Source organism: Nocardioides psychrotolerans (assembly GCF_900113685.1).
GTDB classification, from domain to species: Bacteria; Actinomycetota; Actinomycetes; order Propionibacteriales; family Nocardioidaceae; genus Nocardioides; species Nocardioides psychrotolerans.
On sequence record NZ_FOQG01000001.1, the window covers coordinates 220757 to 238232 of the forward strand.

Annotated in this window: 10 protein-coding genes; 2 read left to right on the top strand and 8 right to left on the bottom strand. The window is 71.1% G+C overall.

Annotated elements, in window-relative coordinates; all coding sequences use genetic code 11:
- Positions 1 to 82 precede the first annotated feature (82 nt).
- From BM204_RS01020 to BM204_RS22465, 4 genes are read right to left on the bottom strand one after another with little or no spacing between them, the layout of a single operon-like run.
- Complete coding sequence (locus BM204_RS01020; RefSeq protein ID WP_091109676.1) at positions 83 to 2335, bottom strand: transglutaminase-like domain-containing protein; 2253 nt, start codon at positions 2333 to 2335, stop codon at positions 83 to 85.
- On the bottom strand, positions 2332 to 3531 hold the full coding sequence (locus BM204_RS01025) for a DUF58 domain-containing protein (protein ID WP_091109678.1): 1200 nt from the start codon (positions 3529 to 3531) through the stop codon (positions 2332 to 2334). The genes BM204_RS01020 and BM204_RS01025 overlap by 4 nt, the downstream gene beginning before the upstream one ends.
- A gap of 7 nt (positions 3532 to 3538) precedes the next feature.
- Positions 3539 to 4507, bottom strand: coding sequence for an AAA family ATPase (locus tag BM204_RS01030; RefSeq protein ID WP_091109679.1), 969 nt, complete (start codon positions 4505 to 4507; stop codon positions 3539 to 3541).
- Between the two features lie 8 nt (positions 4508 to 4515).
- Positions 4516 to 10695, bottom strand: a complete 6180-nt coding sequence (locus BM204_RS22465; protein ID WP_091109681.1) for an Ig-like domain-containing protein — start codon at positions 10693 to 10695, stop codon at positions 4516 to 4518.
- A gap of 138 nt (positions 10696 to 10833) precedes the next feature.
- Between BM204_RS22465 and BM204_RS01040 the strand changes: the two genes are divergently transcribed.
- Together BM204_RS01040 and BM204_RS01045 are read left to right on the top strand one after the other, a co-directional pair.
- The gene (locus BM204_RS01040) at positions 10834 to 12006 is read left to right on the top strand and encodes an FHA domain-containing protein (RefSeq protein WP_091109683.1); all 1173 of its coding nucleotides are present in this window, start codon (positions 10834 to 10836) and stop codon (positions 12004 to 12006) included.
- Positions 12003 to 13403 carry a serine/threonine-protein kinase gene (locus BM204_RS01045; RefSeq protein ID WP_170259046.1) on the top strand — a complete coding sequence of 467 codons (1401 nt, stop codon included), beginning with the start codon at positions 12003 to 12005 and terminating at the stop codon, positions 13401 to 13403. The genes BM204_RS01040 and BM204_RS01045 overlap by 4 nt, the downstream gene beginning before the upstream one ends.
- Positions 13404 to 13432: 29 nt before the next feature.
- Here the strand turns inward: BM204_RS01045 and BM204_RS01050 are convergent, their stop codons facing one another.
- The 4 genes from BM204_RS01050 to secY form a co-directional block, all read right to left on the bottom strand.
- Complete coding sequence (locus BM204_RS01050) at positions 13433 to 14419, bottom strand: TerC family protein (RefSeq protein ID WP_091109686.1); 987 nt, start codon at positions 14417 to 14419, stop codon at positions 13433 to 13435.
- A 186-nt stretch (positions 14420 to 14605) separates the two neighbouring features.
- Positions 14606 to 15424: a type I methionyl aminopeptidase gene (map, locus tag BM204_RS01055; protein WP_091109687.1), complete on the bottom strand. Its 819-nt coding sequence runs from the start codon at positions 15422 to 15424 to the stop codon at positions 14606 to 14608.
- A gap of 22 nt (positions 15425 to 15446) precedes the next feature.
- Positions 15447 to 16022, bottom strand: a complete 576-nt coding sequence (locus tag BM204_RS01060) for an adenylate kinase (RefSeq protein WP_091109689.1) — start codon at positions 16020 to 16022, stop codon at positions 15447 to 15449.
- Positions 16023 to 16109: 87 nt separating this feature from the next.
- Complete coding sequence (secY, locus tag BM204_RS01065; protein ID WP_091109691.1) at positions 16110 to 17408, bottom strand: preprotein translocase subunit SecY; 1299 nt, start codon at positions 17406 to 17408, stop codon at positions 16110 to 16112.
- Positions 17409 to 17476 lie beyond the last annotated feature (68 nt).

Genomic DNA, 17476 nt, shown 5'->3' on the forward strand with positions numbered 1-17476 from the left:
GCCGGGTCGGCGTCCGGAATTCCGACCTCGCGCGTGACGGAAGTTCGAGGGTCAGCGAGAACTCCCCCTGGAAGTGACGACGTCACTTCCACCAGGTGCGCAGGCTGAGGGCCGCGCGGACCCGGCGACGGCGGGTGACGCCCTGCGACATCCGGCGGCGCTCCGCGTCCACCTCCTGCCAGTACGACGACGCAACGCCCTCAAGGGGCTGGCTGGGGCCGAACACGTGGCGGTCGGCGAGCGCGGCGAGCCCGGGCGCCTGCGGGGAGGAGACGCGGAAGGACTGCTCGCGCCGCGTCCAGCCGGCGCCCACCGGGACCGGCTGCCCCAGGTCGCGGGCGTGGTCGACCAGCTCGCGCCAGCCACCGACGATGCGGGCCGTGACCCGCTCGGCCGAGCGACGCCGGCGTCGACGCAGTGCCTTGGCGAGCACGACCGACGACAGCACGAGGACGACCGCCACCAGCGGCAACCCGACGTAGAGCAGGACGGCGCGCAGCCACGCGGGGAACCCGCCACCGGCGTCCTCCTCGCGGTCGCCCTTGCGCGCGTTGAGCTCGGCGTCGTTCTGCTCGGCCAGGGTGGACGGCGGCGGGATCGGGGCGGGGGGTGGCACGACGGTGCCGCTCATCTCCTGCTCGGCGATCGGCGGTTGCTCCGCAGGGCGGTCGGTGTCCATGAACGACTCGGTCGGCAGCACCCGCCAGGAGCCGTCGGCGACGCGCAGCTCGACCCAGGCCTGGACATCCTTGCCTTCGACGACGCCGTCGTCGGGGACGACCGCGCCGAGGACGACCCGCGCGGGGACGCCGATCTTGTTGGCGACCAGCGCCATCACCGCGGCGTACTGCTCGTCGTTGCCGACCATGATCGGGGCGTTGACGAACTCCTCCGACAGCCGCCGCACGTAGTGGCCGGCGTGGTAGATCTTCTCGCTCGACAAGACGCCGTCGGAGTACTTGCCCTCGCTCTTGAGGTGCTCGGCGGCCGCGAACACCCGCTCCATCAGCTCCGAGGCGCCGGCGGTCCACTGCACGGCCTGCGTGTGCAGGAAGCCGGCCGCGAGGGCCGCGTCGGTCAGGTCGCCGCTGGGGGCCGAGGTCTCACCGACCTCCTCGGCGGGCCGGACGGCGGTGAAGTGGTAGACGTCGCCGGGGGCGAGGCCGGAGGGCACGACCCCGGTCGAGGTGGCGAGGTTGTAGCGGAACGACTCGGCCATGTCCTGCACGGCGTCGTCCGAGGCGCCTTCGTCGAAGTGCATCGACTGGAGCGACCCGACGGTGGGCAGCCACACGCCGGAGTAGCCCTCGCCCAGGGTCACCGTGACGTCGGCGCGCTCGCCGTCGACGGGGTTGTCGATCGTCGAGGAGACCCGCTGGAAGGTGTCGAGGGTGCTGCCCGGGACGGTGTCCTCAGCGGCGCCCCACACCACCCCGTCGTAGTCGTCGAGCGTCGCGATCCGCACCCGCGACCCCTCGGGCGCCCCGTCGATGGTCATCAGGGTGACGTCGTGCAGGTTGACCGCGTCGGGCTCGGGCATGGCGACGTAGCGACGGAAGGAGGAGAGCGGCGAGGGGTACTGGCCGATGTCGAACGGCGGCTGGACGTAGGTGCGCAGGACCACCCGCTCGTCGTCGGCGCCCGCGACCCAGGTGGTGACCGGCAGGGCCGCGGCACCGGCCAGACCGAGCATCGCCGAGCCGACGAGCACCCGACGGGCACGTCCGGCGCCGCCGCGGACCGGTCCCGTGCTGCGCTGCATGCGCACGACGAGCCATCCCAGCGCCAGCACCGCCAGGACGACGCCCTGGAGCCACAGCGACGACGGACGTCGTACGCCGAGCAGGATGACCGCGACCAGCAGCGCGATGGGTGCCACGAGGGGCAGCATCGAGCGGAGCCAGGCCGGCCCCGAGCGGAGCCGGGCCGTGAGGGTCCCGAGGAGACCCGCGACCAGGCCGAGCAGCCAGGGCAGCACGAGCAGCGGGCCGTCGCCGTCGACGGGCGGCAGCGTGGTGAGCAGGTCCTTCCACCCGAAGAGCACCTGGTCGCCCAGCTCGGCGACCGTGCCGGGACCCGGCGGCGACCGCAGCGCCAGCGGGCCACCCACCAGGACGAAGACGACGATGGTCAGGACGACCGCCGAGACGGTCGGCCAGCCGAGGCTCGAGGTGACGTGGGCGATCGTGATCGCGAGGAGAACCCCGAGGAGGCCGACCACGAGGAAGCCGATCCCGGTGAAGGTCGTGCCCAGCCCGGCCAGCGCCGCGGCGCACGTGGCGGTCAGCAGCACGGCGTCGACCAGGTGGGCACGGGTGGGGAGGAGACGGTTCATCGCGCGCTCCAGTGGAGCAACCCGGGCAGGTCCTCCAAGGTCCCGACGCGCAGCACCGTGAGCCCGCCGGTCTCGGTGACCGTGGCGGTCGCGGTGGCCTCGACGACGATCGCGATGCGCCGGACCTCGGGCGGGAACGCGGCCGAGGCGCGCAGGACGTCCTCGAAGGGCGCCGCGCCACCGGTGACGAGGAAGAGCAGGCTGGTGTCGTGGGCGATGTCGGCGGCCCTGCGGGCGGCCGGGATCAGCCCGACCCGGCCCGTCACGGCGCGACACACGGCATCGAGCGCGAGGTGGCCGTCGACGCCCGAGGACGCGTGGTGGCCACAGACGAAGGATGCCTCGAAGTCGTCGAGCACCGCACGCACGATGATCGAGGCGGTCGCCGACATCGCGGTCTCGAACTCGTCGGCGCCGCGCTCCCCCGGCGCCCAGCTGGACGGCTGGTCGTCGACCACGATCGTCGCGTGGCTGCGGCGGGTGTCGAGGTATTGCCGCACGAGGAGCTGGCTCACGCCGCCCGAGGCCATCACCTTGGCCGAGGACCGCCAGTGGACGTGGCGCAGGTCGTCGCCGGCGACGTACTCGCGCAGGGTGTGGAAGGCCAGGTCGCTCTGCGAGATCGACTCGGTCTCGACGCCCTCGAGGTCGCGGAGCAGACCGGCTCCGAGCGCGTCGAGCGGGATCATCGCCGGGCGGACCAGGATCTCCTGCAGGTCGGTCCACTCGGTGTCGCGCGAGACCAGGCCGAGCGGGTCGCCGCGGCGGGTGGTCGCCGGGCCTACGCCGATGACGCCGCGTCGCTCGGTGCGGACGGTGAAGGTCTCCTGGTGGGTGGCGCCGGCCGCGAGGGCGGGGATGCCGTAGCGGTGGACGGCGTCGCCGACCGGCAGGTCGAAGACCGTCGGCAGCATCCGGCCGGCCGCGAGGTTGGTGACGTCGATGCTCGCGGCCACCGTCGCCCCGGCAGCGACCCGCGCCGGCTCGAGCACCAGGTCGACCCGCACGCGCGTGCGCCCGACCAAGAACGGCAGGGACACCCCGAGCAGCAGCAGGCACGCCACGCCGATGACGGTGAGCTCACGCCAACCGGCCGTCGCGCCAGCGGCGAGGGCGAGCACCCCGAGGGCGAGCACCAGCCACCCGAGGGGCTTGACCACCCCCCGGACCTCGTCCCAGCGCTGCTTCACCCTCATCCGACGCTCACGCCACCCGGTCGGTCGGCGGGGCGACGGAGTCGAGCAGGCGGGTGATGACGGTGTCGATCGAGACCCCGCTGAACTGGGCCTCGGCGTCGAGCAGCAGCCGGTGGCACAGCACCGGGACGGCGAGATCCTTGACGTCGTCGGGCACGACGTGGTCCCTGCCGTCGGCGGCCGCCCAGGTCTTGGCGACCCGGATGAAGGCCAGGCAGCCGCGCGCGGAAAGGCCGAGCTTGACGTGGGGCTGGCGCCTCGACTCCTCGGCGATCTCCGCGACGTAGCCGATGACCGCCGGGTCGACGTAGACCTCGTCGGCCAGGCCGCTCATCTGGGCGATCGTGGCTGACGTGATGACGGGGGTGACGAGCGCCGCCCGGTCCCGCACCTTGGCGTTGACGAGCAGCTCGATCGTCGCGGCCTTGTCGGGGTAGCCGACCGAGCTCTTCATCAGGAACCGGTCGAGCTGGGCCTCGGGCAGCCGGTAGGTGCCGGCCTGCTCGATCGGGTTCTGCGTGGCGATGACCATGAACGGGCGGCCGACCTCGTGGGGTCGGCCGTCGACGGTGACCCGGCCCTCCTCCATGACCTCGAGCAGCGCCGACTGGGTCTTCGGCGAGGCGCGGTTGATCTCGTCGGCCAGGACGATGGTGTGGAAGATCGGTCCGGGGTGGAACTCGAAGGTGCCCTTGTGCTGGTCGTAGACGGTGACGCCAGTGACGTCGGAGGGCAGTAGGTCGGGGGTGAACTGGATCCGGGCGTGGCTGCCCTGGACGGTGTTGGCCAGCGCCCGCGCGAGCATCGTCTTGCCCGTTCCGGGGACGTCCTCGAGCAGCAGGTGGCCCTCGGACAGCAGGCAGGTCAGCGCCAGCCGTACGACGTGGCGCTTGCCGAGGACGGCCTTCTCCATGTTGTCGGTGAGCTGGTCGAAGGTCTGCTTGAACCAGGCGGCCTGGTCGTGGGTGATCGTCACAGGGGTCCTCAGGAGTTGGGCCAGTTGTAGTGGTTGGACTCGACGCCGTCGCAGACCACCCAGACACTGCGGTCGGGGTAGCCGAAGTAGGGGCCGGGCTGCACGATGCGGTTGGTCGCGATGGGGCGCGTGGCGTAGGCGCCGTCCACGCTGTCGTAGAAGGTGCAGTTCATCGGGTTGTAGTCCCAGTTCTCGCTGGTGAAGAGGATCTTCCCGCAGGAGGGGTGCAGGCAGTCGGTGCCCGTGCCGCCGGTGTTGCACGACGGGTCGTCGGTGCCGTCGTTGCACCGGTCGCCGCGCTGGATGGCGATCGACGGCTTGGGCGCGTCCTCGGTCGTCGGGCTCCTGGCCTGGCGCGAGCCGGGGCCGCGCTTGGGGCTGGAGTCGGTGAGCGTGACCGTCAGCTGCTCGTTGGCGCTGTTGCCGATGTCGACCGCGGCGGTGCGGAAGGTGTGGACGTCGACCCCGTCGAGGGTGAACGTCTCCTTGCTGCGCTTGTCGCTGTCGACGCTCATCGCGGCCGGGTCGCCGTCGGCGTCGACGGTGATCTCCCACGACACTTTCCTGCCGTTGACGATCGGCTCCATCCGCAGGACGTCCTCACGGGTCAGCGGACCGTAGGTCTGCAGCGGCTTGCCGGTCGATCGCGAGCAGGCGCCCGCCTCGTTGCAGACCTCGAGCTCGATCGTGTAGGGGTGGTCGTTGGAACCCACCAGGATCTGCCGCTCCTGGGGCCCCGTGGCGCTGAGCTGGTCCACCACCGCCCCGTCGGAGTAGATGGTCACGTCGGACTGCGCTCCCCGCGAGGCCGGCACGGTGAACTGCACGATGCCGGTGTTGTCGCTGCCCGTGGGTCGCAGGGTGAAGTCGCCCCACTCCGCCGGCTGGCCGACGGCGCTCCACGGCGCTGCCGGCCCGGTCGCGGTGCGGCCCTTGCCATTCTTGTTGGTCGCTCGCACGGCGTAGGAGTAGGTCCGCCCGTCGTAGACCATGCCGGCGTTGTCGCAACGGGTCGCGACGATGTCGGTGCAGTTGGGCAGCGCCTTCTGGTCGCGCAGCACGGTGTAGCGCACCGGGTCGGGTCCGTTGGGGTCGACATCTGGCCAGGTGAGCGTCACCGCGCCGCTGTCACCCGGCGTGCGCTGGTCGGTGATCGTAGGCGCCGCGGGCGCGCCGGGGGTGCCGACCGACTGGAAGGCTGCGGAGCGTCGGGCCGGCCCGATGTCGAGAGCGTTCTCCGCGGCCACCGAGAACGTGTATTCCACGTTGTTGTCGAGACCGGTGATCGTGATGTTGGGCCGCGTCGAGCTCTTGGACCCACCGGGCCACGAGACGAGGTAGCGCCGGATGTCGGAGGTCTGGGTGGTCGGCGGGGTCCACGCGATCACCAGCACCCGGTCACCCTCGCGCACCAGCCTGATCGGCCCGACCAGGCCGGGCTTGCGGTCCGGCGTCGCCTGGGCCGACCCGGTGCTCCACTCCGACCAACCGACGCGGTTGTGCGCGCGCACCTGGAAGGAGTACGCCGTGCCGTTGGTGAGGCCGCGGATCTCGCAGGTGGTGGTGCCGCACTGCTGCGTGGCACCGCCTCGCGCGCTGCGGACCTCGTAGCGGTCGACCGGGGCACCGTTCGCGTCGGGTGCGCGCCAGGACAGGGCGACCTCCTCGTCACGCACGGTGCGTCCGGGCACCGGCGCCGTCGGGGTGTCGGGCACGTCGAGGACGTCGAGGGAGATGCGGCCCTCGACCAGCCGCTCCGGTCCGGGGTCGCCCGCCACGTCGCTCATGACGACCCGGAACTGCGCCTGCCCGTCGACGCGCTCCCCCGTGGTCAGCGTGACCCGGGAGCCCTCGGCGGTGATGTCGACGTCGAGACCGGTGATCTGGGTGGCTTCGACGACGGTGGGCTCGGGGTTGCTGACGCCGGGGCGCAGGTAGGCCGCGAGGTCGATGGTCCGGGTCTCCCCGGCGCGCATGTCGTCGACCCGGATCGGGGTGAGCGAGGGCGGCGGCGACTTGGCCACGAGCAGCTGGAGGCGCCCGGGCCTGCTGTCGCCGGTGGTCACGAGCAGGGTGCCGCGGCTGCCGGGCTCGGCGGTCGACTCGGCGGCGACCTCGATCGCCGGGCCGCTCGGGGTGATGATCGCGAGCCCGTCGCTGGAGGTCTCCCAGTCGGCGTCGAAGTCGAGCCCACCCGCGTCGTCGGGGTCGGGCGTCCACACGTGGCACAGCGAGGCGATGTCGAGGTCGAGCGACTGGCCCTGGGCAATGCGCACCGCCTCGTCGGGGCAGCGCAGGATCGGGGTCTCGCCCCCCACCTGGACCGGCACCGACAGCACCGCGCGGATGCCGTCGGGGTCGTCGACCGAGGTGCCCGTGGTGACCTCGAGGACCACGGCGCCGGGACCGACGTACGACTCGGCGGCGGTGAGCTCGAAGGCGCGGTCTCCGGTGACGCCAGCGACCAGGTTGGCGCTGGGCGAGGACCAGATGCGGTTCTTGAGGGTCAGCTGGACCGGGCCGCCGGCCGGGTTGACGACGTAGTCGTTGGGGTCGAAGGAGTCGGTGTCGCCCGAGGCGAGCTCGATCAGGGCCCCGGCGTCGACATAGGGCGCGTCGGCGCGCAGGGCCGGCACGAAGAGCGAGCCGGTGGCCACGCCGCCGTCGCCGTCTCGGACGCGGAACGGCACGACGATCGGCTGCTCGGCGCGGTCGACGGTGATCGTGCCGCCCTCGGCCGAGGCCGCGATCCCCGACGGCGCGACGACCTCGGTGACGCGCAGGGCCGAGGCCGGGCCGTCGGGGTCGTAGGCGGTGTCGAGGACGTCGACGACGACGCCGTCGCCGTCGCCGTCGCTGTCACCGGACTCACCGAACGCGTCGAAGACCACCGGCGGGTTGTTGAAGGGCTCGCTGGTGCGCAGCGTGACCGTCGCCTGCGAAGCGGCGAGACCGTTGCCGAGGCGGTAGACCACCTCGACGTTGCGGCCGGACCCGTCGGTGGGGGCCTCGAGCACGACAGGGCCCTGGGGGCTCTCGAGGCTGACGCCGGCCGGGGCGTCGAGCAGCTCGACCGTGACGCGGTCGCCGTCGGCGACCAGGTCGTTGGCGAGCACGTCGACGGTGGCGACGCGGCCGGGCTCGACCGTGATCGTGTCGGCGACGGCCAGCGGCGGCTGGGGGGTCGCCGGCTGCACGATCGCGATCCGCACGGTGCCGGTCGCCTCGGCGCCCTGGGGGTCGGTGACGGTGTAGGTGAACTCGTCGGTGCCGACGCTGCCGGGGTAGGCCTGGTATCGCAGCGAGTTGGCGCCGTAGGAGACCAGCCGGCCCAGCGCGGGGGCGCTCGAGATGCCGGTGAGGGTCACGGGGTCGCCATCGGGGTCGACGCCCGCGCCGGGGACCTTCAAGGTGATGGCGTCACCCGAGACCGCGCGTCCCTCGAGCGCCGGCGGCTCGGGAGGCTGGTTGGCGCGGCTGCCGGGGACCACGGTGATCTCTGCCTTGCCGGGCGCGGTCTCCCCCGCCGTGTTGGTCGCCAGGTAGCGCACCGTGAAGGTCTGCGCGTCGTCGATCCCGCGCGGGGCGACGTAGCGCAGGAACCGCCCGGCGACGTACGCCGAGCCGGTCGGCACGTCGTCGTCACCAGGAGGCAGCACCGTGAGCGAGCCGGCGGTCTCTCCGGCCACGTCGCCGACCAGGCTGAGCTCGTCGCCGGCGGGGCTGAAGTCGTTGTCCAGGACCGGGATCGACGCACCCGTGCCCTCGCGCACGATCACCCGGTCGACCTCCGTGACCGGCGAGTTGTCCTGGGGAGCAGGGCGCTGCGTGACGACGACCTCGCCCTCGATGCCCGACCGGGTGCCGTTGCTGATGCGGTAGCGGACCAGCTGGGTGCGCGGCGCCAGGGTGCCCTGGCGGGCGGAGAGCCTCAGCCACCGACCCTCGACCACGGCGACGTCGAGCTGGTTGTCGGTCTCGGCCTCCCCGGACTGGACGACGAGCAGACCGCCGGTGGGGTCGACGTCGTTGGCGAGCACGTCGACCAGGGTCGCGGCCTGGCCGTAGACGGTGATGCTGTCCGGCATCGCGACCGGCGCCTGGGGCGGCTTCTCGGCGGCCCGCACGTCGACCCGGATGCGCCCGCGGGCGAAGGGGGCGTTGCCGTACTTGGCGTCGTAGTCGAGGAAGTAGGTCTGGGGCTGCGCGGAGCGGAAGGTGATCGTGCCCCCGACGAGGTCGGTGCGGACGTCGGCGCCGCTGGTCGCGGCCACCTTGCCGGCGAGCTCGAGCACCGCGTCGGGCGTCACCGGGTCGGAGCCCGGGAGGTCGTTGCCCAACGGGCGGATGGTGATCGGCTTGCCGGCCTCGCCGGCGATCACGTCGGGCTCAGCGACCGCCGGGAAGGCCTGGCGGTCCTTGATGCCCTGCACCTGGAACGTCAGCTCGTCGGTGACGGGGTCGCCGATGTCATCGGTGACGTCGTAGGCAACCGTCACGACACCCGCCTTGATCGGGGCGGTGAAGCGGATCCGCCCACCGGACGTCACCCGGGCCGTGGCGCCGCTGCGCTCGCCCCCCTCGGCCTTGGCCGCCGACACCGACAGCGGGTCGCCGTCGGACTTGTCGCGCCAGTCGGGCAGCACCGGCACGTCGAGCGTGCCGCCGGCAGGCACGTTCCACACCCGCGGTTCGAAGCCCTCGCGCAGCTGGGGCGCACCGTCGACCTGTGGGCCGCGCGGCCGCACGGTGACCGTGGCGTGCGCGGCGACGTCCTGGCGACCGTCGTCGATGTAGTAGTCGAAGGTCGTCACGCCCGCCTGGTCCGGCATCGTGACCTGCACCGTCTGACCGTCGGGGCTGATCGTCACGTCCGAATCGGAGCCGGTGATGTCCTGCACGGAGCGGATCGAGAGCAGACGCCCCTCGGGGGCGGTGTCGTTGTCGAGTGGGTGCAGGACGGTCGTGCGGCCCAGCCGGGCGCCGAGGTCGTCGGGCTTGGCCTCGGGCGGACGCCGGTCACCCTCGGCCTCCTCCTCGTTCTCCTCGTTCTCGTCGTCGTCCTTCACCTTGTTCTTGAAGGCGTCCCAGTTGTCGAGCCGGGTCGGCTCGTCGGAGTCGATGTTCCACACCGCGCCCGACGAGCGGTCGTTGAGCAGGATCTCGCCGCGGTTGACGCGGAAGACCAGGTCGCTGGAGTCGGTGCCGAGCGGGTTGACCACCGGCTCCTCGTCGCCGCAGACGGTGGCGACTGCGCCCACCCCGCCCGACCACGCGCCGTAGTGGCAGGCCCCGAGGCGCACCGGGGCGGTCGGCCGTCCGCCGACGCCGTCGGCCAGCGTGGTCTCCTCGCCCGACTCCAGGTCGATCGCGAGCAGCCGGTCGGAGGTCGCCACCAGCACCGACGAGGCGTCGGGGCCGGGCTGCTGCAGCACCGACCCGACCGGTACGTCGGTCCCCGCGCCGCCGATGACGGTCAGGGAGCCGGACTGGGTGTCGAGCACGACCGGGGTGTCGCCCACGGCGGTGACGGTCACCGACGCCTCGACGGCGCCGGGCAGGTCGCTCGTGCGGGGCTTGGCGAAGCCGGCGTCGGTCTGCGCGATGCGGGTGACGGTGTCGTCCTCGGCCGAGACGGTGACGATCTCACCGTCCTCGGTGACCGTCAGCGCGCCGTCGACGCCGGTCGTGGCGAGCGGTGGAGCCTGGGAGTCGAGGTTGCCCACCACGGGCACGCCGAGGTCGGCGTCGGCCAGCTCGGCCCACAGCGAGCCGGTTGCCGGGTCGAGGACGGCGATCGTCCCGCCGGCCAGCTGCACCTGGGCGCCGCCCGGGATCGTGGCGCCGTCGCCGTCGGGGTGCTCCACGCTGGCCGGGTCGATCGCCGCGAGCGCGCCCGACGAGATGTTGACCGCCACGACGGAGGCGCCGTCCTGGACGATGTCGAGCTGGGCGTCGAGCTCGGCGAAGAGCGCCCCGTCGATCTGTCCGATCGGCTTGTTGACACGGCCGTAGAACCCGTCGCGGGAGTTGGTGACCCAGATGCCGCCGTCGTTGAGCTGCGCCTCGTGCGTGCGATAGCCGTCGGCCTGCACGGCAGCCGCGACCACCCCGGCGACCACCATGAGCAGCGCGAGGTTGGAGGCGATGGCGATCCGGTGTCGCCGGATCGTCCCCGAGAGCGGCACGATCGTTTTCTCCCCATGAAGATTCCCCAAGAACTTTCACCCTAGATGGTGCCTCACCGGGGCACTATTTGCCGCCTGCTGACCGACACCGTTCCTGATTCGCGACAATGGGGTCGACTCGGGAAAGGGGCCACAGCGGTGGAGGTGCGGTATGCGCCGGGCACAGGTCTGCTCCTGGCCGCCGGGCAGCGGTGGCTGCTGGTCGACGCTTCGTCGACCCCCGCGCTCGTCGACCGGCTGTGGGACCTGCTCACCGCGCCCGCCCCGGCGCTCGAACGGGTCACCGAGGTGCTGCTCGAGACCCTGGGCGACGACGCCTCGTTCGCGATGGTGGACGCGACGCCCGGGAGCCCCGGTGTCGTGAGCCGAGGTGCTGCCCGGGTGACCTCAGCCGACGGTGTCCGCTCGCTCGCGCTGCGAGCAGGACATGCCGCCGGGAGCCTGCGGCTGGTGTCGGGCGTGGTGCCGGCCGACGCGGCCGACCTGCTCCCCGCAGTCGGCTCGCCGGTGTCCGTGGTCCAGGCTGCCCCGGCTGTCCCGGCTGCTCCCCCCGTGCCCGGCCTCATCGACGGCATCCCGGCCGAGATCCTCGCCGGCCGAGTCCCCGAGCCCGCACCGCGACCCGTCGCAACGGCCGCCCCGGCCGCACCCCCATCGGAGCAGCACACCGTGCGCCGCGAACCCGCCGCAGACCCCGGGAACGCCGACCACGACGGGCACACCACGTTCCGGCCCGCCGGCCCTGCGCCGACCGGCCCACCGACAGGCCCACCGACGGGCCCGCCCACCGGTCCACCCGGCGATCCCGCCGGGCACCACCTCCACCAGCACACCCACGAGACGGTGCTCGCGGTCCGCTGCCCGGTCGGCCACGTGACCGCCGCCTTCACCCCGACCTGTCGGGTGTGCGGCGCTGCGGTGCCGCCCCAGGAGCCACAACGGCTCCCCCGACCCCAGCTCGGCCTGGTCCGCCTGCCCCACGGCGACACCGTGCCCCTGGACCGGGGCGTGGTGTTCGGTCGCCGGCCCACCGCTGATGCGGAGAGCACCGCCTGGCCGCACCTGGTGCGCCTGCCCCAGGGCTCGTCGTACGTCTCGAGGACGCACCTCAAGCTCGAGCTCGACGGCTGGCTGGTGCTCGCCACCGACCTCGGCTCCCGCGGCGGCACCACGCTGCGGGTGCCCGGGCGGACGCCCGAGCGGATCCGCGCGCACGAGACCTACGTGTGGGAGCCGGGGCAGGTGCTCGACCTCGCCGACAGCTACGAGATCCTCTACGAGACGACCACCGACCCCGGAGGCACCCCGTGAGCGGTCCTCAGATCCCCGGCTACACCTACCTCGAGCACCTAGGTCGGGGTGGGTTCGCCGACGTCTACCTCTACGAGCAGGAGTGGCCGCGGCAGCGCGTCGCCGTCAAGGTGGTGCGGTCCGACGTCCCACTGACCGACCGTGAGAAGTCGCTGTTCACCGCCGAGGCCAACGCGATGGCGCAGCTGTCCGACCACCCCTACATCGTCAGCGTGATCACGGCGGGGGTCACCGAGGCGAGCTCGGGCGGACGTCCCTACCTCGTCATGCGCTACTGCCCGCCGCCCGACCTCGGCGTGCGGGTGCGGACCGCGCCGATGCAGGTCGCCGACACGATCTCCACCGCGGTCAAGCTGGCGAGCGCCGTCGAGACCGCCCACCGCTCGGGGATCATCCACCGCGACATCAAGCCCAGCAACGTGCTGGTCACGACCTACTCCGAGCCGGCGCTCAGCGACTTCGGCATCGCCGGTCGCGTCGCGGACATCGCGGGCGAGAGCGAGGTCCGGATCTCCTTCCCGTGGTCCCCGCCCGAGCTGCTCGACGGTCGCTCCAACGGCTCGGTCACCTCCGACGTCTACTCGCTGGGTGCCACCATCTGGAACCTGCTGACCGGGCGGTCGCCCTTCGCGATCCCGGGCGGGGACAACTCGCCCCGGGGATTGAGCGCCCGCATCCTGCACGCCCCGCCGCCGTTGACCCGACGTCCGGACGTCCCCGCCTCGCTCGAACGACTGCTCCAGCAGTGCCTGGCCAAGCAGCCCGAGCACCGCCCGCAGTCGGCCCTGGAGCTGGCCCGGGCCCTGCAACGGATCGAGACGGAGGCGGGCTATGCCCGCACGCCGATCGCCGTCGAGGGCGACCGTCCGGCCCCCGGCGTCTTGCCCCCGGTTTCCGACGACCCTGACACGACCCACGTCAGGCCGATGACGGTCATCTCGTCGTCGGGTCCCCGCGGGGCCAGCATCGAGACCGGGCCGGCGACGGAAGCGGGCCCGACCCGACGCTCCAGCGTCGTGTGGGCCGTCGCCGGAACCGCGGTGCTCGCCGTCGTCGGTGTGCTGCTCGCGGTCAACCTGGCCGGCGGCAACGACGCGGAGGAGCCCATCACCCGGCCGACCACGTCCTCCACCCCGTTGGGCGTCGCGCCCGAGGCCCCCACCCGGGCGCCGACGGTCACGGGCGCCCGGTCCGAGGACCGGGTCACCTTCACCTGGCGGTCACCCGATGCCGGACAGGCCGGGGACACCTGGGAGTGGAAGCGCACCGACACCGGCGAGAGCCGCCGCACGTCGGACACGACGCTGGCGGTCGCCTCGTCGGGGCGGACCTGCCTCCAGGTGCGCCTGATCCGGGGCAGCTATGCGTCCCCGTGGGCCGAGGACTGCGTCGACTGAGTCGCCGCAGCCCCCGACTCACCGGACGGTCAGGCCGCCGCCCTCTCCCGGTCGCGCTTGTCCTTCTGCAGGCTCAGCACCGCGGTGAGGATGAGGGTCACGATGATGACGCCCAGGCTGACCAGGGAGGTGATCTCCGGCACGGGGACGTTCTCGCCACCGTTGATGAAGCCCAGCTCGTTCTCGTGGAGCGCGTGCAGGACGAGCTTGACGCCGATGAAGGCAAGGATGAACGAGAGGCCCAGCGAGAGGTAGACCAGACGCTTGAGCAGGCCACCGAGCAGGAAGTAGAGCTGCCGAAGACCCATGAGGGCGAACACGTTGGCCGTGAAAACCAGGTAGGGCTCCTGGGTGATCCCGAAGATCGCGGGGATCGAGTCCAGCGCGAAGAGGATGTCGGTCGTGCCCAGGGCGATGACGACGATCAGCATCGGCGAGACGACGCGAGCGCCGTTCTCCTTGTACCAGAGCTTGAGGCCCCGGAACTCCTCGCCGACGTTCATGTGGGACTGGGCGAACTTCACGACCGCGTTGTCCTCGGGATGTTCCTCGTCGTGGGAGCGGTAGCTCTTGACGAGGGTGTAGGCCGTGTAGACCAGGAACGCGCCGAAGATGTAGAAGACGAAAGAGAAGTTCTCGATCAGCTGGTAGCCCAGCGCGATGAAGATCGCGCGGAAGATGAGGGCCAGGATGATGCCGACCATCAACGCTTCCTGCTGGTACTGCCGCGGCACCTTCAGGGCGGCCATCAAGATGATGAAGACGAAGAGGTTGTCGATCGAGAGGCTGTACTCGGTCAACCAACCGGCGAAGAACTCGATGCCGTAGTCGTGCCCGTGGAACAACCACACCCAGACGCCGAACACGACCGCCGCGCTGATGTAGACGGAGAGCGCAATGGCGCACTCACGCATCGTCGGCTCGTGCGGGTCACGGGCGATGACCACGACGTCGAAGAGCAGCACGGCGACCGTGACACCGATCGTGATGGCCCATTCGAGGGTCGAAACTTCCACAGGGAACTCCGATGAGATGAGGGGACGTCAGGGCTCCAGAGGTCTCTTCCGCCGCCCTGGGACGACCCACGGCCCCGGACCGGCGCATGGCGACGATCGTGCTGACGAGACCGCAGCGAAAGGAATACTCCCCCCTGCGACCGACATCCTTCCACGCACGCAAGGGGGGAAGGGAATTGAGAGCCGTCAGCGTCCGCCGTACGGGACGCCCAGCTCCCGCAGGGCGGCCTCTCCCCCGTCGAGCGCGGTGAGCACCCAGGCTCCCTGCGGGGTGAGGGTGAAGGTGTGCTCGAAGTGGGCTGCCCAGGAGCCGTCCTCGGTGACGACCGTCCAGTCGTCCTCAAGGACGACCGTCTCCTTGCTGCCCAGCGTGATCATCGGCTCGACCGCCAGGGCCAGGCCCTCGACCAGCTTCGGGCCGCGACCGGCCCGGCCGTAGTTGGGCACGTTGGGAGGCTGGTGCATCTCGGTGCCGATGCCGTGCCCGGTGTAGTCCTCGAGGATGCCGAAGCTGCCCCGGGAACGCACGTGCTGCTCCACGGCGAAGGAGATGTCCGTGACGCGGCCCCCGAGGCGGGCAGCGGCGATGCCGCGCCACATGGCCTCCTCGGTCACCGTCATCAGATGCCGTACGTCGCCGTGAACCTCGCCGAGCGCGACGGTGATGGCAGCGTCGCCGTGCCAGCCGTCGACGATCGCGCCGCAGTCGATCGAGACCACATCGCCGTCGGCGAGCACCCGACTGCCCGGCATGCCGTGGACGACCTCGTCGTTGACAGAGGAACAGATCGTCCCGGTGAACCCGTGGTAGCCCTTGAACGACGGCACCCCGCCGGCCGAGCGGATGTTGTCCTCAGCGATGGCGTCGAGCTCGCCGGTCGTCATGCCGGCACGCACGCTGGAGCGCAGCAGCTCGAGCGTCTCCCCCACCAGCAGACCGGCGCGACGCATCAACCCGATCTGCTCGGGAGTCTTGATCTGGATCCCACGGTCGAGGAGTCCCATCGCCGCTGTCAGCTCCGCGCGGTCAGCTTTCGGGCACTTCGTCGAGAGCTTCGAAGATGCGCATGGTCACGTCGGCGACCTCGCCCATCCCATCGACCTCGACGAGGAGCCCGCGGTTGCGGTAGACCTCGATCAACGGCTCGGTCTGCTCGGCGTAGACCTCCTGGCGACGGCGGATGACGTCCTCGGTGTCGTCGGCTCGCCCCTCGGTCTGCGCGCGTTGGAGCAGCCGCTGCACGATCTCCTCCTCATCGACCGTGAGCACCACGACGGCGTCGAGCTTGTGTCCGGTGAACGTGATCATCCCGTCGAGCTCCTCGACCTGCGCAACGGTGCGGGGGTAACCGTCGAGGAGGAAGCCCGAGACCGCGTCACTCTCGTCGATGCGGTTGCGCACCATCGCATTGGTGACCTCGTCGGGGACGTAGTCACCGGCGTCCATGAAGCGCTTGGCCTCCACGCCGAGCTCGCTGCCCCGGGAGACGTTGGCCCGGAAGATGTCGCCGGTCGAGATTGCGGGGATCTTGAAGTGCCCGGCGATGAACTTCGCCTGCGTGCCCTTCCCGGCTCCGGGCGGGCCCATCATGATGAGGCGCATGTGCGAGGGAGTCTCCTTGTCGTGGCTGGTGAGCACAGTCTCGCATGGCCCTGGACGCGTCGGCGCCCGGTCCCACGCAGGGAACCGTCAGCGCAGGAAGCCCTCGTAGTTGCGCTGCTGGAGCTGGCTCTCGATCTGCTTCACGGTGTCCAGCGCGACGCCGACCATGATCAGGATCGAGGTGCCACCGAACGGGAAGTTCTGGTTGGCGTCGATGAGGACCAGCGCGATGAGCGGGATCAGCGAGATCAGGCCGAGGTAGAGCGCACCCGGGAAGGTGATCCGCGAGAGGACGTAGGACAGGTAGTCCTCGGTCGGCTTGCCGGCCCGGATCCCCGGGATGAAGCCGCCGTACTTCTTCATGTTGTCGGCCACCTCCTGGGGGTTGAAGGTGATCGACACGTAGAAGTAGGTGAAGAAGACGATGAGGGCGAAGAACGTCGCCATGTAGACCGGGTGCCCGCCGGAGACGAAGTACTTCGAGATGAAGTCGACCCACGGCGACGGGCTGTTCTGGTTGAACTGCACCGCCATGGCCGGGAGGTAGAGCAGCGATGAGGCGAAGATGACCGGGATGATGCCGGCCTGGTTGACCTTCAAGGGGATGTAGGTCGAGCTCCCGCCGAACATCTTGCGACCCACCATGCGGCGGGCGTACTGGACCGGGATCCGGCGTTGCGCCTGCTCGATGAAGATGACCGCCGCGACGACGACGAGGCCGACGGCGATGACGATGGAGAAGATCCACCAGCCCTGGCTCTTCTGGACGTCCCAGAGAGCCGCCGGGAACGTCGCGACGACCTGCGTGAAGATCAGGATCGACATGCCGTTGCCGACGCCGCGGTCGGTGATGAGCTCACCGAGCCACATGATGACGGCCGTGCCGGCGGTCATGGTCATGACCATGACGAGGAAGGTCGAGGTGCTCTGGCTGTGCAGGAGCGGCTCGGTGCAGCCCTGGAGGAGGTTGCCCGAGCGGGCCAGCGCCACGATGCCGGTCGCCTGGAGCAGCGCGAGGCCGAGCGTCAGGTAGCGGGTGTATTGGGTGATCTTGGTCTGCCCGGACTGGCCCTCCTTCTTCAGCGCTTCGAGCCGCGGGATGACCACGACGAGCAGCTGAAGGATGATGCTGGCGGTGATGTAGGGCATGATCCCCAGCGCGAAGATGGTGAGCTGTAGCAGCGCACCGCCGGAGAACAGGTTGATCAGGTTGTAGACGCCCTCGTTGTTGGCGTCGTTGCTGAGACAGCTCTGGACGTTGGCGACGTTGACGCCCGGGGCTGGAATCTGGGACCCCGCCCGGAAGATCACAATGACCAGCAGGACGAACAGCAGCTTGCGCCGCAGGTCGGGAGTCCGGAAAGCGTTCACGAACGCGCTGAGCACGAGATCCTCTTTCTCCAAGCAAGTAACGGGCCCTGGTCAGGACAAGCGAGTCCACAGCCGTGGACAAG

What these genes read in the sequence shown, in the direction of transcription:
- BM204_RS01020 (WP_091109676.1), bottom strand. Translation starts at nt 2,335, where the DNA reads ATGAACCGTCTCCTCCCCACCCGTGCCCACCTGGTCGACGCCGTGCTG.
- BM204_RS01025 (WP_091109678.1), bottom strand. Translation starts at nt 3,531, where the DNA reads ATGAGGGTGAAGCAGCGCTGGGACGAGGTCCGGGGGGTGGTCAAGCCC.
- map (WP_091109687.1), bottom strand. Translation starts at nt 15,424, where the DNA reads ATGGGACTCCTCGACCGTGGGATCCAGATCAAGACTCCCGAGCAGATC.
- BM204_RS01060 (WP_091109689.1), bottom strand. Translation starts at nt 16,022, where the DNA reads ATGCGCCTCATCATGATGGGCCCGCCCGGAGCCGGGAAGGGCACGCAG.